Annotated in this window: 24 protein-coding genes; 21 read left to right on the forward strand and 3 right to left on the reverse strand. The window is 64.5% G+C overall.

Translation table 11 applies throughout. The features are described from left to right. The first annotated feature begins 2 nt into the window (after positions 1–2). Positions 3–1,145 (forward strand): 23S rRNA (adenine(2030)-N(6))-methyltransferase RlmJ, encoded by a 1,143-nt coding sequence (locus tag NX778_RS01435; protein ID WP_258809905.1) that lies wholly within the window; start codon positions 3–5, stop codon positions 1,143–1,145. A gap of 124 nt (positions 1,146–1,269) precedes the next feature. Further along, positions 1,270–2,541 carry an EAL and HDOD domain-containing protein gene (locus NX778_RS01440; RefSeq protein WP_258809906.1) on the forward strand — a complete coding sequence of 424 codons (1,272 nt, stop codon included), beginning with the start codon at positions 1,270–1,272 and terminating at the stop codon, positions 2,539–2,541. Between the two features lie 66 nt (positions 2,542–2,607). Here the strand turns inward: NX778_RS01440 and NX778_RS01445 are convergent, their stop codons facing one another. Both NX778_RS01445 and NX778_RS01450 read right to left on the reverse strand, forming a co-directional pair. Then, positions 2,608–3,357: an SAM-dependent methyltransferase gene (locus NX778_RS01445; protein ID WP_258809907.1), complete on the reverse strand. Its 750-nt coding sequence runs from the start codon at positions 3,355–3,357 to the stop codon at positions 2,608–2,610. 63 nt (positions 3,358–3,420) lie between these two features. After that, entirely contained in the window at positions 3,421–4,035 is a 615-nt protein-coding gene (locus NX778_RS01450) for a Maf family nucleotide pyrophosphatase (RefSeq protein WP_258809908.1), read from the reverse strand. Between the two features lie 183 nt (positions 4,036–4,218). On the opposite strand from NX778_RS01450, the gene NX778_RS01455 reads away from it, so the two are divergent. The 13 genes from NX778_RS01455 to NX778_RS01515 all read left to right on the forward strand — a co-directional run bounded on the left by NX778_RS01455 (position 4,219) and on the right by NX778_RS01515 (position 14,395). Further along, a complete protein-coding gene (locus NX778_RS01455; RefSeq protein ID WP_258809909.1) occupies positions 4,219–4,716 on the forward strand; it encodes a YceD family protein in 498 nt (165 codons plus the stop codon). Between the two features lie 164 nt (positions 4,717–4,880). After that, a complete protein-coding gene (rpmF, locus tag NX778_RS01460; RefSeq protein ID WP_258809910.1) occupies positions 4,881–5,063 on the forward strand; it encodes a 50S ribosomal protein L32 in 183 nt (60 codons plus the stop codon). Positions 5,064–5,254: 191 nt separating this feature from the next. Beyond that, positions 5,255–6,307: a phosphate acyltransferase PlsX gene (gene plsX / locus NX778_RS01465; protein WP_258809911.1), complete on the forward strand. Its 1,053-nt coding sequence runs from the start codon at positions 5,255–5,257 to the stop codon at positions 6,305–6,307. Between the two features lie 3 nt (positions 6,308–6,310). Beyond that, a complete protein-coding gene (locus NX778_RS01470) occupies positions 6,311–7,297 on the forward strand; it encodes a beta-ketoacyl-ACP synthase III (RefSeq protein WP_307727886.1) in 987 nt (328 codons plus the stop codon). A 57-nt stretch (positions 7,298–7,354) separates the two neighbouring features. Continuing rightward, positions 7,355–8,302, forward strand: a complete 948-nt coding sequence (gene fabD, locus NX778_RS01475) for an ACP S-malonyltransferase (RefSeq protein ID WP_258809913.1) — start codon at positions 7,355–7,357, stop codon at positions 8,300–8,302. A 42-nt stretch (positions 8,303–8,344) separates the two neighbouring features. Next, a complete protein-coding gene (gene fabG / locus NX778_RS01480; protein WP_258809914.1) occupies positions 8,345–9,082 on the forward strand; it encodes a 3-oxoacyl-ACP reductase FabG in 738 nt (245 codons plus the stop codon). Between the two features lie 168 nt (positions 9,083–9,250). Beyond that, positions 9,251–9,490 (forward strand): acyl carrier protein, encoded by a 240-nt coding sequence (gene acpP / locus NX778_RS01485; RefSeq protein WP_036168404.1) that lies wholly within the window; start codon positions 9,251–9,253, stop codon positions 9,488–9,490. 25 nt (positions 9,491–9,515) lie between these two features. Then, entirely contained in the window at positions 9,516–10,760 is a 1,245-nt protein-coding gene (gene fabF, locus NX778_RS01490) for a beta-ketoacyl-ACP synthase II (protein ID WP_258809915.1), read from the forward strand. A gap of 100 nt (positions 10,761–10,860) precedes the next feature. Next, the gene (locus NX778_RS01495) at positions 10,861–11,349 is read left to right on the forward strand and encodes a protein YgfX (RefSeq protein WP_258809916.1); all 489 of its coding nucleotides are present in this window, start codon (positions 10,861–10,863) and stop codon (positions 11,347–11,349) included. 82 nt (positions 11,350–11,431) lie between these two features. Beyond that, complete coding sequence (rpoE, locus tag NX778_RS01500; RefSeq protein WP_258809917.1) at positions 11,432–12,034, forward strand: RNA polymerase sigma factor RpoE; 603 nt, start codon at positions 11,432–11,434, stop codon at positions 12,032–12,034. Between the two features lie 56 nt (positions 12,035–12,090). Continuing rightward, positions 12,091–12,390 carry a sigma-E factor negative regulatory protein gene (locus NX778_RS01505; RefSeq protein ID WP_258809918.1) on the forward strand — a complete coding sequence of 100 codons (300 nt, stop codon included), beginning with the start codon at positions 12,091–12,093 and terminating at the stop codon, positions 12,388–12,390. 287 nt (positions 12,391–12,677) lie between these two features. Next, positions 12,678–14,126 carry a DegQ family serine endoprotease gene (locus NX778_RS01510; protein ID WP_258809919.1) on the forward strand — a complete coding sequence of 483 codons (1,449 nt, stop codon included), beginning with the start codon at positions 12,678–12,680 and terminating at the stop codon, positions 14,124–14,126. Then, complete coding sequence (locus tag NX778_RS01515) at positions 14,123–14,395, forward strand: glutaredoxin family protein (RefSeq protein WP_258809920.1); 273 nt, start codon at positions 14,123–14,125, stop codon at positions 14,393–14,395. Before NX778_RS01510 ends, NX778_RS01515 begins: the two co-directional genes overlap by 4 nt. Positions 14,396–14,406: 11 nt before the next feature. Here NX778_RS01515 and NX778_RS01520 read toward each other — a convergent pair whose 3' ends face one another. Next, a complete protein-coding gene (locus NX778_RS01520) occupies positions 14,407–14,787 on the reverse strand; it encodes a hypothetical protein (protein ID WP_258809921.1) in 381 nt (126 codons plus the stop codon). Here NX778_RS01520 and lepA point away from each other — a divergent pair. The 6 genes from lepA to recO are packed head-to-tail and all read left to right on the forward strand — an operon-like array spanning position 14,777 to position 20,531. Next, the gene (gene lepA / locus NX778_RS01525; protein ID WP_258809922.1) at positions 14,777–16,570 is read left to right on the forward strand and encodes a translation elongation factor 4; all 1,794 of its coding nucleotides are present in this window, start codon (positions 14,777–14,779) and stop codon (positions 16,568–16,570) included. The genes NX778_RS01520 and lepA overlap by 11 nt on opposite strands. Further along, the gene (gene lepB, locus NX778_RS01530) at positions 16,567–17,481 is read left to right on the forward strand and encodes a signal peptidase I (protein WP_258809923.1); all 915 of its coding nucleotides are present in this window, start codon (positions 16,567–16,569) and stop codon (positions 17,479–17,481) included. Before lepA ends, lepB begins: the two co-directional genes overlap by 4 nt. Before the next feature lie 17 nt (positions 17,482–17,498). After that, positions 17,499–17,909 (forward strand): DUF4845 domain-containing protein, encoded by a 411-nt coding sequence (locus NX778_RS01535; RefSeq protein ID WP_258809924.1) that lies wholly within the window; start codon positions 17,499–17,501, stop codon positions 17,907–17,909. 24 nt (positions 17,910–17,933) lie between these two features. Continuing rightward, a complete protein-coding gene (gene rnc / locus NX778_RS01540; RefSeq protein ID WP_258809925.1) occupies positions 17,934–18,806 on the forward strand; it encodes a ribonuclease III in 873 nt (290 codons plus the stop codon). Continuing rightward, positions 18,803–19,708: a GTPase Era gene (gene era / locus NX778_RS01545; RefSeq protein WP_258809926.1), complete on the forward strand. Its 906-nt coding sequence runs from the start codon at positions 18,803–18,805 to the stop codon at positions 19,706–19,708. The genes rnc and era overlap by 4 nt, the downstream gene beginning before the upstream one ends. A 25-nt stretch (positions 19,709–19,733) precedes the next feature. Continuing rightward, positions 19,734–20,531: a DNA repair protein RecO gene (recO, locus tag NX778_RS01550; protein WP_258809927.1), complete on the forward strand. Its 798-nt coding sequence runs from the start codon at positions 19,734–19,736 to the stop codon at positions 20,529–20,531. Positions 20,532–20,535: the final 4 nt, after the last annotated feature.

Genomic DNA, 20,535 nt, shown 5'->3' on the forward strand with positions numbered 1-20,535 from the left:
CCATGCTCAGCTATCGCCACGCCTTCCATGCCGGCAACCACGCCGACGTCCTCAAGCACTTCGTGCAGGTGCAATTGCACAAGTACATGAACCAGAAGGACGCGGCCTACACCTATATCGACACCCATTCGGGCGCCGGCGTGTATGCGCTCGACAGCAATTACGCGTCCAAGAACGCCGAGTACGAGTCGGGCATCGCGCCGCTGTGGGAATGCCGCGACCTGCCGCCGCCGCTGGCCGAGTATGTGGACGTGGTGCGGGCGATGAACCCGAGCGGCAAGCTGCGCTACTACCCCGGTTCGCCCTACGTCGCCGACCAGATGTCGCGTGAGCAGGACCGCTTGCGCCTGTTCGAGCTGCATCCCGCGGACAACAAGATCCTGGCGGAGAATTTCCGCAAGCTGGAGGCGCACAAGGCCGAGCAGGGCGAGCGCGCGCGCGGCCGCCGCGTGATGATCGAGCGCGGCGACGGCTTCCTCAGCCTGAAGGCGCTGCTGCCGCCGCCGTCGCGCCGCGCGCTGGTGCTGATCGATCCGCCGTACGAGGTGAAGGATGACTACCGCCGCGTGAAGGATGCGCTGGAGGAGGCGCTCGGCCGCTTCCCCTCGGGCACCTACGCGGTCTGGTATCCGGTGCTGCAGCGCATGGAATCGCGCCAGTTCGCCGACAAGCTCAAGCGCCTGCCGGCCAAGGAATGGCTCAACGTGACCCTGACCGTGTCGACCCCGACCCCGGACGGCGTCGGCCTGCACACCAGCGGCATGTTCCTGCTGAATCCGCCGTACACGCTGGAACCGATGCTGCGCCAGGTGATGCCTTACCTGGTGCGCGTGCTGGGCAAGGATGCCGCGGCCACCTTTACCATCGAGAAGGGCACCCAGGTAACGGGCGCCGCTGTCACGCGCACCGGCGGCCAGCCGCGCCAGCCGGTGGGCAATGCGCGCCGTGCCAGCCCGCTGTCGGGCGGCGGCAGCCTGCGCCTGCCGGGGCAGAAGTTCGGCGAGGGCCGCGGGGCAGCCGAAGGCAGCCGTGAGGGCAAGCCGGGTCGTGCGTCCGGTGAGAAAGCGCGACCGGACCAAACTCCCCAGCGCGAGGGGGCCGAGCGGCCGCCCGCGCGTAATCCGCGCAACGGCCGGCGCGGCTAGGCCATACGTTTCGATGTCGAAATGCTAAGGTCCTTGGTTTTTGTAGTATATTCGCTATTGGGCCGGCGCAGATGATCGGTCTGCGCGACCTTCCGGGTCGCAATGTTTCCCGGAGCCATACATAATGCATGCTGAAGCTGCGGCCGTGAAGGCGCTGCCTGCCGACGAATTTTTCCTTGCGCGCCAACCCATCCTCGGCCGCGATCAGCATCTGGTGGCATTTGAATTGCTGTTTCGCGCCGCGGGCGAGCACGACGACGCCCAGATGACCACCGGCGCGGCCGCCACCGCCGCCGTGATTTCGCACGCCTCGCAACTGGGCATGGAGCAGGTGGTCGGCGACCAGCTTGCCTTCGTGAATGCCGACGAAGACGTGCTGATGAGCGACTTCGTGCGTTTCCTGCCACCCCACAAAGTTATCCTCGAAATCCTCGAAACGGTCAAGCCGACCGAGCAGCTGCGCGCCCGCGTTGCCGAGCTCAAGCAGCTTGGTTTCAAGTTCGCGCTGGACGACGTGGTGGCGTGCTCGGCCGACGTCAAGCAACTGATCGACCTGGTCGATGTGGTGAAGGTCGACCTGCAGGGTATCGATCCGGAACGCCTGCCCGAGCTGACCGCCTCGCTCAAGGGCCTGACCAAAAAGCTGCTGGCCGAAAAAGTCGAGACGCTGGAAGAATTCCATCGCTGCCTGGAGCTGGGCTTCGACTATTTCCAGGGCTATTATTTTGCGCGCCCGGCCATCCTGTCGGGCAAGACTATCGCACCGTCGGAGCTGGCGGTGCTGCATCTGCTGGACCTGATCAACTCGCACGCGGACGACCGCGCGATCGAAACCGCGGTCAAGCGCGACGCCCTGATCAGCCTGAGCCTGCTGCGTCTGGTCAACAGCCGGGCCGCCGGGCCGGGGCACCGCATCGAATCGGTGTCGCACGCGCTGGCCGGGCTGGGGCGCGCGCAGCTGCAGCGCTGGCTGCAGATCCTGCTGTATGCCTCGCCGGGCGGGCGCGTCGAATTCAACTCGCCGCTGCTGCAGATGGCGACCACGCGCGGCAAGCTGCTGGAGCTGATGACGCGGCGGCTGTGGCCGATCGATGCCGACAGCGCCGACCGCGCGTTCACGGTCGGCATCATGTCGCTGGCGGATGCCTTGTTTGCCGTGCCGATGGAAGACATCCTCAATCGCGTCGAAGTGGCGGACGAGGTGCGCGAGGCGCTGCTGCGCCGCGAGGGGCAATTCGGCACGATGCTGAAAGTGGTCGAGATGCTGGAGGCCGCAGAGTGCGGGAAGGCGTTCGCTGCGCTGATCAAGAAGCTTGGACTGACTGCCAAGGAAGTGCGCGATATCGAGCTGGCGGCGTTTGATTGGGTGCAGGGTTTGGCGTACGAAGTGCACTGAGCCGCCGCTCGACAGATACCGTTCGCTTGACAGATACCGTCGTTCCCGCGCCAGCGGGAACCGCGATCACTGGCCGAGCAGTAAGAACACCGTCGGCTTCTTGTGAAAATCCGGCCCCTTGCCGCCGGCCAGGGCCGTCTTCCACTTGGCCGCCGTCAGCGTCCGCACCGTCTCGCTCGGCAGCGACAGATCCGTCGCCACGCACACCAGCGTCCCCGGCTGGCAATTCGACACCAGCGCCTCCAGCATCGCCGCGTTGCGGTACGGCGTCTCGATGAACAGCTGCGTCTGCTTTTCCTTGCGCGAACGCTGCTCCAGCTCCTTGATGCGCCTGGCGCGCTGCTCGGCGTCGGTCGGCAGGTAGCCGTTGAAGGCGAAGCTTTGGCCGTTCAGGCCGCTAGCCATCACGGCCAGCAGCAGCGACGACGGCCCGACCAGCGGCCGCACCATGATCCCGTGCTGGTGCGCGAGCCGCACCAGGTCCGCACCCGGATCGGCCACGGCCGGCACGCCCGCTTCCGACACCAGCCCGGCGTCGCGCCCGGCCAGCAGGGGCTGGAGCAGGGCGGTCAAGGCCTGCGCCGGGGTGTTGACGTTCAGTTCGGCGATGTCGATTTCCTGCAGCGGCTTGGCCAGCGGGTGCCTGAGGCCAACCAGTTTCAGGAAGGCGCGCGCGGTTTTCGCGTTTTCGGCGACGAAGTAATCGAGGCGGGCGGCGACGGCCTGCACCTGGTCGGGGAGGATGTGCGACAGCGCGTCGGGTTCAGGAGCGGTCGGGCCGAGGGTGTTGGGGATCAGGTAGAGAGTGCCAGTCATACGATACGGTTTGATTTATCTCGCTTCGGCGTTCCCGCGCAGACGGGAACGACGGTCAGGTTTCTAATGACGGAAGAAGGCAACGCCCGCACGCCGCAGCATCGAGGTCAGCGCGATCAAGGGCAAGCCCGTCAGCGCCGTCGGATCGCTGTTATCGATCCGCTCCAACAGCGCGATGCCCAGCCCCTCGTTCTTGGCGCTGCCCGCGCAGTCATATGGCGCTTCGATGCGCAGGTAAGCGTCCAGTTCCGCATCCGGCAGGTCGCGAAATGCCACCGTCACCCGCACGTCTTCCACCTGCGCCGCCGCCTCCGGCGCGGCGATCCGCCCATCCCACAGGCACAGCGCCGTATGAAACACCACCTCGCGCCCACGCATTTTCTGGAGCTGGGCCAGCGCCGCCGCGTGGCTGCCCGGCTTGCCGATCTGTTCGCCATCCAGCGTCGCCACCTGGTCCGACCCGATCACCAGCGCCCCCGGCGCCCGTGCCGCCACCGCGGCCGCCTTCGCGCGCGCCAGCCGCAGCGCGGTCGCGGTCGGCGTCTCGCCCGCCAGCGGGGTCTCGTCGATGTCCGGCGCGATCGCCTCGAACGGCAGCCGCAGCCGTGCCAGCAACGCGCGCCGGTAAGCCGAGCTCGAGGCAAGGATCAGGCGTGGGGCTGGGGAACTTGCTATCATGTCGAGCGCTCTTAGGTATATTCAGAAGAAAGGCCAATGAATGGGGCTTTCCGTGAAGCAAATCCGATGAATGGCTCAGCCTGTTGCATCATCGATTGTCGCGCGCCAAAAAAACGCGCAAGTCTTTGACTCCACGGGGATAAGCCTGTTATTATCGCAGGTTTTCCGGGTCCAATTTCTCAAATGAGCGCTTTTGTCATCGACGCTTTCGAATTTTGTCGAAACAACGGCTACCGCGAAGGGGGCACTCCCGTCGCTGAAATGACCCGGCTGGCGGCCGACTGCGCCGATCCGTCCGGCGAGATTCGCTGGTCGATCCAGGGCGGCAGCACGCCCCAGGGCTACCCGGCGTTGACGCTGTCGGTGGCCGGCCCGGTGCACCTGGTGTGCCAGCGCTGCCTGCAGCCCATGCCTTACGAAATCGACTCGACCACCATGCTGGTGCTCGGGCGCGACGACGAGGACGCCGACGAGATCGAGGAAGTCCTCGGCGACGAAAGCATCGACGTGATCGTCGGCAGCACCAGCTGCGACATCCGCGACCTGCTGGAAGACGAAGCGCTGCTGGCCTTGCCGCAGTCGCCGAAACACGAGGTCTGTCCGGACACGAGTCTGCTGGACAAGCTCAAAACCGAAAAGGTCTCGCCCTTCGCCGGCTTGAAGAACCTGAAATCCGAATAAGCAGTAAGCAGTGAACGTGTCAAACGCGTGTAGTCGAGTAGGTCGGTAGGCAGTGTGCGTTTCAAACGTATCGGCAACGGAGTTTGCCGGTGGGATACTCGATAAGCATGTATTTGCGAAATCGAATGTGTTAGAATTTTAGAACTTATGTATTAGGAGTCATCATGGCAGTTCAGCAGAATAAGAAGTCCCCGTCGAAGCGCGGCATGCACCGTTCGCACGACCACCTCACCGCGCCGAACCTGGCTGTCGAGCCGACCACCGGTGAGACCCACCTGCGCCACCACATCAGCCCGAACGGCTTCTACCGTGGTCGCAAAGTGCTCAAGACCAAGAACGACGAGTAATCGACGTTTGTCGTAATATGAAAGCGGTGCAACGTACCTTGTTGGCGTGGCGCCGCTTTTTGTTTGTCTTCGGCTGCAATCCACGTTTGCACACCGTCATTTTGAATTCCGCCGATCCTGGCTGGCCACGAGCCATGCGCAGGCGGCCTGTTGCCGTCCGCTGTGTCTGACTTGCGGCACGTCCCCGACAAATGACAATTAAAATTTCCATCGACTGCATGGGAGGCGATCATGGCCCCTCGGTCACGATCCCTGCAGCCATTTCCTTCCTCAAGCAAGAGCCGCAAGCCGAACTGATTCTGGTCGGCCGCGAGGAGGAACTGCGCGCCGAACTCAAGAAATGCCACGCGGAGAACAATCCGCGCCTGGCCGTGAAAAATGCCACCGAAGTGGTGGCGATGGACGATCCGGTCGAAGTGGCGCTGCGCCGCAAGAAGGATTCGTCGATGCGCGTGGCGATCGAGCTGGTCAAGGAAGGCGCGGCCCATGTCTGCGTCTCGGCCGGCAACACCGGCGCCCTGATGGCCGTGTCGCGCTACGTGCTCAAGACCATGCCCGGCGTCGACCGCCCGGCGATCTGCTCGATGCTGCCCAACGAACAGGGCAAGCCGACCTATATGCTCGACCTCGGCGCCAACGTCGACTGCGAGCCGCACCACCTGCACCAGTTCGCGATCATGGGCTCGGTGCTGTGCTCGGCGATGGAAGGCATCGCGCGGCCAACCATCGGCCTGCTCAACGTCGGCCACGAGGAAATCAAGGGCAATGAAGTGGTCAAGGCCACGGCCGCGCTGCTGCGCGCCGACCATGAACGCGGCGTCCTGAATTTCCACGGCAACGTCGAGGGCAACGATATCTTCAAGGGCACCACCGACGTCGTCGTCTGCGACGGCTTCGTCGGCAACGTCACGCTCAAGGCAGTCGAGGGCGTGGCGCACTTCTTCAAATCGGCATTCCGCGACAACCTGCTGGCCACGCTGGGCGGGCTGTTCGCCTACAGGTCGCTCAAGAAGCTCAATCCGAAGAGCTACAACGGCGGCAGCTTCCTGGGCCTGAAGGGCCTGGTAATCAAGAGCCATGGCGGGGCCGACGCGTTTTCCTTCGAGTGGGCCTTGCGCCGCGCGTTCGATGCCGCCCACAACAATGTGCAGGAACAGCTTTCGCGGATGATCGCCGAGATCATGCCGGCCGCGCCGGGCGCCGTACCTGCCGAAACGACCGGCTCCCCCATCAAGCAGAGTTAAGCAATGACCGTGTACAGCAAAATCATCGGCACCGGCAGCTATCTGCCGGGCCAACGCGTGACCAACGACGACCTGGCCGCGCAACTGGCCGCCAAGGGCATCGAGACCTCGGACGAGTGGATCGTCACGCGCAGCGGCATTTCCGCCCGCCATTACGCGGCGCCGGAGCAGAACGCGTCCGACCTCGCGGTCGAAGCGGCCAGGAAGGCGCTCGAGATGGCCGCCAAGGACGTCAGCGAGATCGACCTGGTCATCGTCGCCAGCTCGACCCCCGACTTCCACGGCAGCTTCCCGAGCACCGCCTGCATCGTCCAGAACAAGCTCGGCATGAAGGGCGGCGGCGCTGCCTTCGACGTCCAGGCCGTCTGCAGCGGCTTCGTCTACGCGGTGTCCGTGGCCGACGCCTTCATCAAGTCCGGTGCCCACAAGAACGTGCTGGTGATCGGCGCCGAAGTGTTCTCGCGCATCCTGAATTTCGAAGACCGCACCACCTGCGTGCTGTTCGGCGACGGGGCCGGCGCCGTGGTGATGACCGCCTCCAGCGAGCCGGGCATCCTCGCCACCAAGCTGCACGCCGACGGCAGCCACTCCGACATCCTGTCGATCCCCGGCAACCTGGCCGGCGGCGCGCTGGCCGGCAGCGGCTACCTGCACATGGACGGCCCGGCGGTGTTCAAGCTGGCCGTCTCGGTGCTGGAAGAAGTCGCCACCGAGACGCTGGAAGCGGCCAAGATGACGCCGTCCGACGTCGACTGGCTGATCCCGCACCAGGCCAATATCCGCATCATGAAGGGCACCGCGCGCAAGCTGAAGATGCCCGAAGAAAAAATGGTGGTGACCGTCGACCAGCACGGCAACACCTCCGCCGCCTCGATCCCGCTGGCGCTCGACCTCGCCGTGCGCGACGGTCGCGTGAAGCCTGGCCACAATGTCCTGATGGAAGGCGTGGGCGGCGGCTTTACCTGGGGCGCGATCCTCGCGCGCATGTGACGGCGGGCGGGCCGCGCCCGCCTGACCCCTGATAACAAGAAGATTGGAACACAGACCATGAGCAAATTCGCATTCCTCTTTACTGGCCAGGGCGCCCAGGCCGTCGGCATGCTGAACGGCTTCGCCGGCAACCAGGTGGTCGCCGACACCGTGGCCGAAGCCTCCGACGCGCTGGGCATGGACCTCGGCCGCCTGATCGCCGTAGGCCCCAAGGAAAGCCTGGACCTGACCACCAACACCCAGCCGGTGATGCTGACCGCGGCGGTGGCCGTGTACCGCGCCTGGATCGCGGCCGGCGGCAAGACCCCGGCCGTGATGGCCGGCCATAGCCTGGGCGAATATTCGGCCCTGGTCGCGGCCGGCGTGATCCCGTTCAAGGACGCGGTGCCGCTGGTGCGCTTCCGCGCCCAGTCGATGCAGGACGCAGTGCCGGTCGGGCAGGGCGGCATGGCCGTCGTGCTGGGCCTGTCCGCCGACGACGTGCGCGCCGTCTGCGCCGAAGCCCAGGCCGCCGTGCCGGGCGAAGTGGTCGAGGCCGTCAACTTCAACGAGCCGACCCAGATCGTCATCGCCGGCCACAACGGCGCCGTCGACAAGGCCTGCGAACTGGCCAAGGCCAAGGGCGCCAAGCGCGCCATGAAGCTGGCGGTGTCGGCGCCGTTCCACTCCTCGCTGCTGAAACCCGCCTCGGACCGCCTGCGCGACTACATGGCCAAGCTGGCGTTCAATACGCCGCAAGTGGACGTCATCAACAACGTCGACGTCGCCGTCAACAAGGATCCGGAACTGATCAAGGACGCGCTGGTGCGCCAGGCTGCCGGCCCGGTGCGCTGGGTCGAGACCATGCAGGCGATGGCGGCTGCCGGCGTCACCCAGGTGATCGAGTGCGCGCCGTCCAAGACCCTGATCGGCATGGCCAAGCGCATCGATCCGGTGCTGGTGGGCGAGGCGCTGGTCGACCAGGAATCGCTGGAGCGCGTCTTGAGTGCGCTCAAGCAGGCCTGATGGCCCGCCGTAGTATCGTTCACGTCGTTTAAAGAGGACACAATGAATCTGCAAAACCAAGTCGCTCTCGTCACCGGCGCCTCGCGCGGCATCGGCAAGGCCATCGCGCTGGAACTCGCCAAACAGGGCGCCACGGTGGTCGGCACGGCCACCACCGCAGCGGGCGCGGAGGCGATCGGCGCCTACCTGGCCGAAGTCGGCGGCAAGGGCATGGTCCTGAACGTGACCAACGCCGAACAGTGCGCCGCCGTGACGGATGACATCGCCAAGAACATCGGCGCCATCACCATCCTGGTCAACAACGCCGGCATTACCCAGGACCAGTTGGCCATGCGCATGAAGGACGAGGAGTGGGACAGCGTCATCGCCACGAACCTCACCGCCGTCGGCCGCCTGTCGCGCGCCGTACTGCGCGGGATGATGAAAGCGAAACATGGGCGTATCATTAATATCACTTCGGTGGTCGGCGCGGCCGGCAATCCGGGCCAGATGAATTACGCGGCAGCCAAGGCCGGCGTGGCCGGCATGAGCCGCGCGCTGGCGCGCGAGATCGGCAGCCGCAACATCACGGTCAACTGCGTCGCCCCCGGCTTCATCGATACCGACATGACCAAGGCACTGGGCGAGGGCCAGCACGAAGCGCTGCTGACCCAGATTCCGCTGGGCCGCCTGGGCAGCCCCGAGGACATCGCGCACGCCGTGGCCTTCCTGGCCGGCCCGCAAGCCGCCTACATCACGGGCACCGAGCTGCACGTGAACGGCGGTATGTATATGAACTGACGCCGGGCGCGTCCGATTCGATTGAATGGACGCGTTTTAAGCTTGTTTGAAGTTTTTTGCTTGTAGATTCGGCTGAATTAGCGGCAGTAGCCGAAAATAGTTTTTCACCGCGCAAACCTGCTAAAATGCGCGCACTTTCCGCAACACATACCTAAATGGAGCCATAACATGTCGGATATCGAACAACGCGTTAAAAAAATCGTCGCTGAGCAACTGGGCGTTGCCGAAGCGGACATCAAAATCGATTCCTCCTTCGTTGACGATCTCGGCGCTGATTCCCTCGATACCGTGGAACTGGTGATGGCACTCGAAGACGAATTCGAAATGGAAATCCCGGACGAGCAAGCCGAGAAGATCACCACCGTGCGTCAAGCCATCGAGTACGCACAGGCGCACGTCAAGGCCTAAGCTTCAGTTTTTCCAGGAGAATCGCTTGAGTTCACGCAACCGTCGTGTCGTCGTGACCGGCCTCGGCTGCGTCTCCCCGATCGGCAACACCATTGCCGAGACGTGGAGCGCGGCGCTGGCCGGCACGTCCGGCATCGCGAACATCACCAAGTTCGACGCATCGGCGTTTTCGACCCGTTTCGCCGGCGAGGTGAAGAACTTTAACATCGAGGATTACCTGCCGGGCAAGGAAGGCCGCCACATGGATACCTTTATCCATTTCGGCATGGCCGCAGGCATCCAGGCGCTGCAGGATTGCGGCATCGAAGTCACCGACGCCAACGCCGACCGCATCGGCGTGATGATCGGTTCCGGCATCGGCGGTTTGCCGATGATCGAAGCCACCAAGGAAGAATACGACAGCCGCGGCCCGCGCCGCATCTCGCCGTTCTTCGTGCCGGCCTCGATCATCAACATGATCTCGGGCGATCTCTCGATCAAGTTCGGCCTGCGCGGCCCGAACCTGGCCATCGTCACCGCCTGCACCACCGGCCTGCACTGCATCGGCGCGGCGGCCCGCCTCATCGAGTACGGCGATGCCGACATGATGATCGCCGGCGGCGCCGAGTCCACCGTGTCGCCGCTGGGCCTGGGCGGTTTCGCCTCGGCGCGCGCACTGTCGGCCCGCAACGATGACCCGGCAACGGCGTCGCGTCCCTGGGACAAGGACCGCGACGGCTTCGTGCTGGGCGAGGGCGCCGGCGTGATGGTGCTGGAAGAATACGAACACGCCAAGGCGCGTGGCGCCAAGATCTACGCCGAGGTGATCGGCTTCGGCATGAGCGCCGACGCCAACCACATCACCGCCCCGGTGGAAGATGGCAGCGGCGCCTCGCGCTGCATGGTGTCGGCCCTGAACTATGCCGGCATCAACCGCGACCAGGTCAGCTACGTCAACGCGCACGGCACCTCGACCCCGGCGGGCGACGTGGCGGAAGTGCAGGGCATCAAGCGCACCTTCGGCGAGCACGCGAAAAAACTGGTGGTCAACTCGACCAAGTCGATGACCGGCCACCTGCTGGGTGGCGCCGGCGGCCTGGAATCGGTGTTCACGGTGCTGGCGATCCACAACCAGGTTTCGCCGCCGACCATCAATATCTTCAACCAGGACCCGGAATGCGATCTGGATTTCTGCGCCAACGCCGCGCGTGAAATGAAGATCGATTACGCGGTCAAGAACTCGTTCGGCTTCGGCGGTACCAACGGTACCCTCGTGTTCGCAAAAGTCTGAACTTAATCCGTTCGCCTCGTTCTAACGAGGTGGGCTGATCCGTCCGGCCGCCTCGTGCGGCCGGCGCTTCTTTTACTTCCCCTTTTTTCTGCTGCCAGCCATGTCGATCGCGGTGTCCGCCGTCGTCGTGCCCTCGCGCCGCCTGCGCGCGCTCGTCTTTTTCTTTGGCGGGTGCAACGCTGCGGCGGGGCTCGCGCTCGCCTTTTCGCCCGGCGCGCGCTTCCAGTGCGCGCCCCTGTGCAGCGCATTGTTCCTCGTCGCAGCGGCATTCCTGCTGCACGCCGCGGCCCGCCGCACAAAGACGCGCCGGATTGATATTTCTGGACTTGGCCAGCTACGGCTGGCGGTACAACAAGGCGTGGGGCAGGGCGGGGCGCAGGACGCGGCCGTGCCGGTCACCGTGGCGCCGGGGTCGACAGTGTGGCCGCAGCTGCTGCTCTTGCTGCTGCGTGCGCCGGACGGCGGACTGACCGTGCTGCCCGTGCTGCGCGACAGCGTCACACCGCAGCAGTTCCGCGCGCTGGCGGTCGCGGTGCGGGCGGCGGATGCGGGCAGCGGGGATGCCGCCGGCCGCGGGTTTGCACAGTGATGCAAAAAATACTTTGAACTTATTGCAGCGGGCCAACTCTTATGTAAGGAGAGCACCGCGGCAGCCAATGGGGCCATGGGCTGTGACGACAGAACGCGAGTGTGATCAATTGCTGGTCGAGCGCGTCCAGGCTGGCGACCGGCAGGCGTTCGACCTGCTGGTGGCCAAGTATCAGCGCAGGCTGATGCGCCTGGTGTCGCGGCTGGTGCACGACCCTGCGGAGGCGGAAGACGTGGTGCAGGAAACCTTCATCAAGGCGTTCCGGGCGCTGCGCCATTTCCGCGGCGACTCGGCTTTTTATACGTGGTTGTACCGGATCGGAATCAACACTGCTAAAAATTTTCTCGTCACACAGGGCCGGCGCGCCCCGACCTCCACCGAGGCCGACGCCGAGCGCGCCGAAGCGTTTGACGATGCGGACAGCCTGCGGGACATCAACACGCCGGAATCGGTGTTGGCCAGCAAGCAGATCGCCTACACGGTCAATGCCGCGATGGAAGCCTTGCCGCTCGAATTGCGAACGGCAATCGTCCTGCGCGAAATTGAGGGGCTAAGCTACGAGGAAATCTCCGAAGTCATGGCTTGCCCGATCGGGACGGTGCGCAGCCGCATCTTCCGGGCGCGCGAGGTCATCGCCGAGAAGCTCAAGCCCCTGCTCGACTTCCCGGTTGACAAGCGGCGCTAGGTAGCGATGATCGATCGAAACAGCAGTGATATTTTTGACCCCACGGCACGGACACGATGGATACCAACAAAAAAATCCGCGAGCACATCTCCGCCCTCTGCGATGGCGAACTGTCTGCAGGCGACCTCGAACTGGCCTTTGCCGGCCTGCAGACGCCTGAAGGCAAGCAGGCCTGGGATGTCTACCACCACATCGGCGACGTGCTGAGGGCGCGGGCCTCGGCCGACCTGTCGCCGGGCTTTGCGGGCAAGCTGGCGGCGCGCCTGGACGCTGAACCCATGCCAATCCGGCGACGGGCCGAGGCGCTGGGCGAGGTGGATGTCGTGCCGGCGGTCGTGGTCGCGCCGCGGTCCTGACCAGCCCGCCCCAGTGATACCGTCGTGCCCGGCGCTGCCGAGCCCGACTTCCCGCGCAGGCGGGAGCCCCACTCGTAGCGCGCCACTGACGTTGAACGTGGCTGCTGGCGCGAGCAAAATGGGGTTCCCGCCTGCGCGGGAACGACGTTCTTTTTGTATCGAAGGTCTCGAAGCATTCGCCGCCAGCCGAGAGCAGCCGAGCCGCCCGCTCCCCCAGTCGGTGGCGACAGACGCAGGCATTTTCGCTTACCATTGCGTCAACTCTCCAACAGCGGATGAATGATCCCATGACCAGCAAATCTGCACGCACTGCCTTGTCGGCCTTGCTCCTGTCCTGCGCCGGCCTGTTCTTCCTTCCATCGTCCCAGGCTGCGGCCCCGGTCGTCGTCACGCCAGTCGTCGGCCTGCCCGATTTCGCCGACCTGGTCGAGAAGGTCGGCCCGGCGGTGGTGAACATCCGCACCACCGAGCGGATCAAGATGGGGCAGGGCGATGCGGAGATGCAGGAATTCCTGCGCCGCTTCTTCGGCCAGGCCGTGCCGCGCGGCCGCCGTGGCGGCAATGGCGGCGGCAATGCGGTGCCGGAGGAGGTCCAGCGCGGCGTCGGTTCCGGCTTCATCATCTCGGCCGACGGCTACGTGCTGACCAATGCCCACGTGGTCGAGGGCGCGGACGAAGTGACGGTCACGCTGACCGACCGCCGCGAGTTCACGGCCAAGGTGCTCGGTTCGGACGAGCGCTCCGACGTGGCCGTGCTCAAGGTCGAGGCCGCCAACCTGCCGGTCCTGCGCATCGGCGACTCCAACAAGATCCGGGTCGGCGAATGGGTGATCGCGATCGGCTCCCCGTTCAACCTCGAAAACACGGTCACGGCCGGCATCATCTCGGCCAAGGCGCGCGACACCGGCGAATACCTGCCGCTGATCCAGAGCGATGTCGCGGTCAATCCCGGCAACTCGGGCGGCCCGCTGATCAATATGCGCGGCGAAGTGATCGGCATTACCTCCCAGATCGCGACCCTGTCCGGCGCCTACAACGGCATTTCCTTCGCGGTGCCGATCCAGGAAGCGATGCGGGTGGCCGAACAGCTCAAGAAGACCGGCCACGTCACCCGCGGCCGCCTGGGCGTGCAGATCGGCGAAGTCACGCGCGACGTGGCGCAGGCCCTGGGCCTGGAGCGCGCCCGCGGCGCCGAGGTCGCGATGGTCGAACCGGGCGGGCCGGCGGACAAGGCCGGGATCAAGGTCGGCGACATCATCCTCAAATTCAATGGCCTGCCGATCGAGAAGACGGCCGACCTGCCGCGCCTGGTCGGCGCATCGAAGATCGGCAGCCAGGCCAATGTGACGGTATGGCGTCGTGGCAAGCAGCAGGATATCGGCGTCACCATCGTCGAGCTGCAGGACGAAAAGACGGCATCCAGCGGCAAGGCCCAGCCCAAGAAAGGCGCGCCGGCCGAGACCAATGCCCTGGGACTGCACGTGAGCGACCTGTCGGCGGCCCAGAAGCGCGAGCTGAAGACCGAGGCCGGCGTGCTGGTCGAATCGGTGCAGGGCAGGGCGGCCACGGCCGGGGTGCAGCAGGGCGACGTGATCCTGCAGGTCGACAACACCGAGATCCATAGCGCATCGCAATTCAATGGCATCGTGGCGAAGCTCGATCCGAAGAAGCCGGTGGCGGTGCTGGTGCGGCGCGACACCGTGACCCAGTACCTCGTGATCAAGCCGCGCGAATGACGGCCCGGTTCACGCTCTACTCGCGCAGCTGGTGCCACCTGTGCGAGGACATGCTGGCCGCGCTGCAGCAACTGGCCCCGCCGGGAGCGCCGTTCGAGGTCGACGTGATCGACGTCGACGCCGACCCGGCGCTGGTGGCGCGCTTCGATGAGCTGGTGCCGGTGCTGTATGGACGGCTGGAGGAGCCGGAGCTGTGTCATTACTTCCTGGATGAGGCGGCGGTCCGGGCTTACCTCGATCGCACAGCCACCCAGCCCACTCCCGCCTGATTTTCCCCGCATCACCAGCCGTCGTCCCGGCGCAGGCGGATCAATGCCCCCGGCATTGATCCCCCATAGACCGTTTTCGTCGTCGAAATGGCGCGTCGCAGCCCCGCAAACTCAGCATGGGTCCCGGCCTCCGCCGGGACGACGATGAAGGTTAATGGTGGCTTCACGCCATTTTCCCTCTCCGCTGCAGCCGTAATCCGGGCTTTCTGCCCTGAAATCCGGTAAAATGCCAAGTCCGGAAAAGCTTCTGTCCACAGCACATCAGCTTCTCGCGTTTGATAAGGCGCTCGCCAGGGGATTGCCAATCCCTTAACGAAGCGCTTTTTTCGTATTGCGACGGTCCAGCAAGCCGCCCCGCCCACATTCGGTTTTGAGCTTTTAATGAAGAACATACGTAACTTTTCCATCATCGCCCACATCGATCACGGCAAGTCGACGCTGGCCGACCGCATCATCCAGCTGTGCGGCGGCCTGTCCGACCGCGAAATGGACGAGCAGGTGCTCGATTCGATGGACCTGGAGCGCGAGCGCGGCATCACCATCAAGGCCCAGACCGCGGCGCTGCAGTACAAGGCGCGCGACGGCCAGACCTATAACCTGAACCTGATCGATACCCCGGGCCACGTCGACTTCAGCTACGAAGTGTCGCGCTCGCTGTCGGCCTGCGAAGGCGCGCTGCTGGTGGTCGACGCCTCCCAGGGCGTGGAAGCCCAGACCGTGGCCAACTGCTACACCGCGCTCGACCTGGGCGTGGAAGTGGTGCCGATCCTGAACAAGATCGACCTGCCGCACGCGGATCCCGACAACGCCAAGAAGGAAATCGAGGACGTGATCGGCATCGACGCGTCCGACGCCACCACCTGCTCGGCCAAGACCGGCCTCGGCGTGGAGGACGTGCTGGAAGCCCTGATCGCGAAAGTGCCGCCGCCCAAGGGCGACGCCGATGCACCGCTGCAGGCCCTGATCATCGACTCCTGGTACGACAGCTACGTCGGCGTCGTCATGCTGGTGCGCGTGGTCAACGGCACCCTGCGCCCGAAGGACAAGATCCTGCTGATGGCCACCGGCTCCCAGCAGCTGGTCGAGCAGGTCGGCATCTTCTCGCCGCGCTCGGTGCAGCTGCCGGAACTGGCGGCCGGCCAGGTGGGCTTCGTCATCGCCGGCATCAAGGAACTGCACGCCGCCAAGGTGGGCGACACCATCACCCTGGCGCAAAAGCCGGCGCCGGCACCGCTGCCGGGCTTCAAGGAAGTCCAGCCGCAGGTGTTCGCCGGCCTGTTCCCGGTCGAAGCCAACCAGTACGACGCGCTGCGCGATTCGCTGGAAAAGCTGAAGCTGAACGACGCCGCCCTGATGTACGAGCCGGAAGTGTCGCAGGCGCTGGGCTTCGGCTTCCGCTGCGGCTTCCTCGGCCTCCTGCACATGGAGATCGTGCAGGAACGCCTGGAGCGCGAATTCGACATGGACCTGATCACCACGGCCCCGACCGTGGTGTACGAGGTCGCGATGCGCGACGGCACCGAGATCAAGGTCGACAACCCGTCCAAGATGCCCGAGCCGTCCAAAATGGCCGAGGTGCGCGAGCCGATCGTCAACGTCAACCTGTACATGCCGCAGGAATATGTCGGCTCGGTCATGACGCTGTGTAATTCGAAGCGCGGCGTGCAGATCGACATGAGCTACCACGGCCGCCAGGTCAAGTTGCGTTACGAGATCCCGATGGCCGAGATCGTGCTCGACTTCTTCGACCGCCTGAAGTCGACCTCGCGCGGCTATGCCTCGATGGACTACGAGTTCAAGGAATACCGGGCCTCCGACGTGGTCAAGGTCGACATGCTGATCAACGGCGACAAGGTCGACGCCCTGGCCATCATCGTGCACCGCGCCAACGCCGCCTACCGCGGGCGCCAGGTCGCGGCCAAGATGCGCGAGCTGATCCCGCGCCAGATGTTCGACGTCGCCATCCAGGCCGCGATCGGCGCCACCATCATCTCGCGCGAGAACGTGAAGGCGATGCGCAAGAACGTGCTGGCCAAGTGCTACGGCGGCGACATCACCCGCAAGAAGAAACTGCTCGAGAAACAGAAGGCTGGTAAAAAGCGCATGAAACAAGTGGGCTCGGTCGAGATCCCGCAAGAAGCCTTCCTGGCCATCCTCCAAGTGGAAGAAAAATGAACCTGCAAACCATCCTCGGCAACTTCGCCCTGATCCTGTTCGTGGCCATGGTGGTCACCGGGGTGATCTGGTGCCTCGACGTGTTCTACCTGGCCAAGAAGCGCCGCGCCGCGGCCGACGCCGCGCTGGCCGCCTACGATGCCCGCAACGCCAAGGCGACCGCCGACGGCATCAAGCTGGACAACGGCAACCGCGCCGCCATCGAGGCCGCCATGCTGCGCCAGCCGACCTGGATCGAGTACTCGGGCAGCTTCTTCCCGGTGATCGCGCTGGTGTTCGTGCTGCGCTCCTTCCTGTGGGAGCCGTTCAAGATCCCGTCCTCGTCGATGGTGCCGACCCTGCTGGTGGGCGACCTGATCCTGGTGAACAAGTACGCCTACGGCATCCGCCTGCCGATCGTGAACAAGAAGATCATCGAAGTCGGCAACCCGCAGCGCGGCGACGTGATGGTGTTCAAGTACCCGAAGGACCCGAGCCAGGACTACATCAAGCGCGTCATCGGGGTGCCGGGTGATAAAATCACCTACGAAAACAAGCGCTTGACGGTGAACGGCAAGCCGGTCGAGTACCAGCCGATGGACGACTACCTCGACGACGAGCGCCCTGTTTATCACAAGCAATACATGGAAATGTTGCCGAATGTGAAACACCGCATCCTGACCATGGAAGGGCGGCGCACCATCGACCTCGGCTCCGTGGACAATTTCCCGCATCGTGAAAACTGCGACTATTCGTACGACAAATTTACCTGTATCGTACCGGAGGGCAATTATTTTATGATGGGGGACAACCGCGATAACTCTGCTGACAGCCGGTACTGGGGCTTCGTGCCGGACCAGAACATCGTCGGCAAAGCGATCCTGATCTGGATGAACTTCGGTAACCTGAAGCGGATCGGCGGTATCCACTAAGTTCGAGGAGTTCGCAGATGCAGGGACGTAAGCAATATTTCTTCAACGCCGAGCGCGGTTTTTCGCTGTCCGGACTGATCTTCGTGCTGGCGATTTTGGGCGTGCTGCTCATCTTCGCTGCCAAGGTGTTCCCGACCTATATGGAATATCGCGCGGTGCAGGACGGTATCGCCCGGGCCAAGGCCACGGGCGGCAGCGTGGCGGAGATGCAGCGTTCCTTCGATAAAGCGGCCGAAATCAACAGCATCAACTCGATCAACGGCCACGACCTGGTCATTACCAAGGAAAATGGCGAACAGGAGATCAGCTTCGCCTACGAGAAACGGATTCCGCTGGCGGGCAACGTCAGCCTGTTGATCAATTACGCGGGCACCACCGACAAGACCGGTGCGGTGGCCGCACAAACCGCGGCCAGCGCCGGGCAGTAAGCGGCGAGGCAGATAATATTGACGATGAATCTTCAGTTATTGCAAACACGCCTGAGCTACACGTTCCAGGATGCTGGCCTGCTGCAGCAAGCCCTGACGCACCGTAGCCACAGCAGTCTGCATAACGAACGGCTTGAATTCCTCGGCGACTCGATCCTCAACTGCGTGGTCGCCTCCGTGCTGTACGAGCGTTTCAACACCCTTGACGAAGGCGACCTGTCGCGCCTGCGCGCCAACCTCGTCAAGCAGCAGTCGCTGTACGAAATCGCGCAGAAGCTGGAACTGTCGCAGTTCCTGCGCCTGGGCGAGGGCGAGTTGAAGTCGGGCGGTTTCCGCCGTCCCTCGATCCTGGCCGACACCCTGGAAGCCTTGCTGGGCGCCATCTTCCTCGATTCCGGATTCAACGCGGCGCGCGACGTGATCCGCGCCTTCTACATCCCGATCCTGGAAACGGTCGACCCGCGCACCCTCGGCAAGGACGCCAAGACCCTGCTGCAGGAATTCCTGCAGTCCAAAAAAATCTCGCTGCCGACCTATAATGTAGTGGCCACCCACGGCGCCGCGCACAGCCAGGAATTCGAAGTCGAGTGCCTGGTACCCAAGCTGGGCATCCAGGTCTATGGCCGCGGCGGCAGCCGCCGCGCCGGCGAACAGGCCGCCGCCCGGCTGGCGCTGGAAGCCGCCGAGAAGGCCCTGGTCAAGACCCCGTCCGCCACCCGCAAGGCGCGCCCGCGCGCCGCGCAGCTGAAACTGGCCGGGATCGCGACCATCCAGCCGGACGCCCCGCTGGCCGACACCGCCGCCGCCCCGGCGCCCGAGACCGTGGCGCCCGAGCCCGAAACCAAACCTGTCGCCGAGTCGAAAGCGCAGAAACAAGCAGGAAGCAAGTCAGCATGAACGACGGCAGTACCACCAATCCGGATTTTCGCTGCGGTTACATCGCGATCGTCGGCCGCCCCAACGTCGGCAAGTCGACCTTGATGAACGTGCTGATCGGCGCCAAGGTGTCGATCACCTCGCGCAAGGCCCAGACCACGCGCCACCGCATCACCGGCATCCAGACCAGCGAAGACGCCCAGTTCATCTACGTCGACACGCCGGGCTTCCAGACCCGCCACGCCAACGCGCTCAACAAGACGCTGAACAAGACCGTGTCGAACACGCTGACGGCGGCCGACGTGGTGCTGTTCATCGTCGAGGCCGGCGTGTTCGGCGCCGCCGACCAGCAAGTGATGGACCTGCTGCCGAAGAACGTGCCGGCCATTCTCGTCATCAACAAGGCCGACCGCATGAAGGACAAGGCCCAGCTGATGCCTTTCGCGCAGAAAGTGGCGGCGCTGCATCCCTTCGCCGCCGTGGTGCCGGTCTCGGCCAAGATGCGCTTCCAGGTCGATTCGCTGGAAAAGGAAATTCGCAACTGGCTGCCGCGCAACGAACCGATCTTCGGGCCGGACGACATCACCGACCGCAGCGAGAAATTCCTCGCCGCCGAGATCGTCCGCGAAAAGGTGTTCCGCAACAGCGGCGACGAGCTGCCCTACACCAGCACCGTGCTGGTCGAAAAATTCGAGCAGGAAGGCAACCTGCGCCGCGTGTTCGCCGCCATCCTCGTCGAGCGCGACAGCCACAAGGCCATGATCATCGGCGCCAAGGGCGCGCGCCTGAAGGAAATCTCCACCGCTGCGCGTCTGGACATGGAGAAGCTGTTCGGCGGCCCGGTCTACCTGGAAATCTGGGTCAAGGTCAAGTCCGGCTGGGCCGACAACGAAGCGGGCCTGCGCGCCTACGGATACGAGTAAGCGCGAAAGGCAGCCGCCACCGGGCATGTCCATCCTCGACGCCGACCTCCACGCTCCCGCGCAGGACAGCCCCGCGCCGGCGCCGCGGCGCGGCCGTGCCAGCAGCGGTCGGGACCACCGGGTCACCGGCCAGCCGGCCTTCGTGCTGCACAGCTATCCCTACAAGGAAACCAGCCTCATCATCGATCTGTTTACCCGCGACCATGGCCGGGTGGCAGTCGTAGCCAAGGGCGCCAAGCGGCCCCTGTCGAAGCTGCGCGGCGTGCTGCAGACCTTCCAGCCGCTCTCGACCGGCTGGAGCGGCAAATCCGAGCTGCGCACCCTGATCGACGCCGAATGGGTCGGCGGCATGTTGCCAATCGAAAAGACGGCCTTGCTGTGCGGCTTCTACCTGAACGAACTCCTGGTCAAGCTGCTGGCCCGCGACGACCCCCATCCCGTGCTGTTCGACAAATACGTTGCTACACTGAACGAGCTGGCGCACGGCGAACCCGCACAAATCGTCTTGCGAAAGTTCGAACGTGCCTTACTTAAGGAAACAGGCGTGGCTGCCGAGCTTGGCCGGTCCACGACCACGCGCCAGCCGGTGGTGCCGGAAGAAGACTATGTCGTGGACCCGGAAAAGGGCCCGCGCGAACTGCGCATGGACGATAGCTGGCCGGTCGTCTCCGGCCGCACCCTGCTCGACATGGAGCGCGGCGACTACGCCGACCCCGTCACGCAGGCGCAGAGCAAACAACTGATGCGCTTTCTGCTAGCGTATCACCTGGGCGGCGCGCCGCTGAACACGCGCCAGATTTTGATCGACCTAATGCAGTTATAAGAAC

This window comes from Massilia terrae (assembly GCF_024753145.1).
GTDB lineage: Bacteria > Pseudomonadota > Gammaproteobacteria > Burkholderiales > Burkholderiaceae_D > Telluria > Telluria terrae.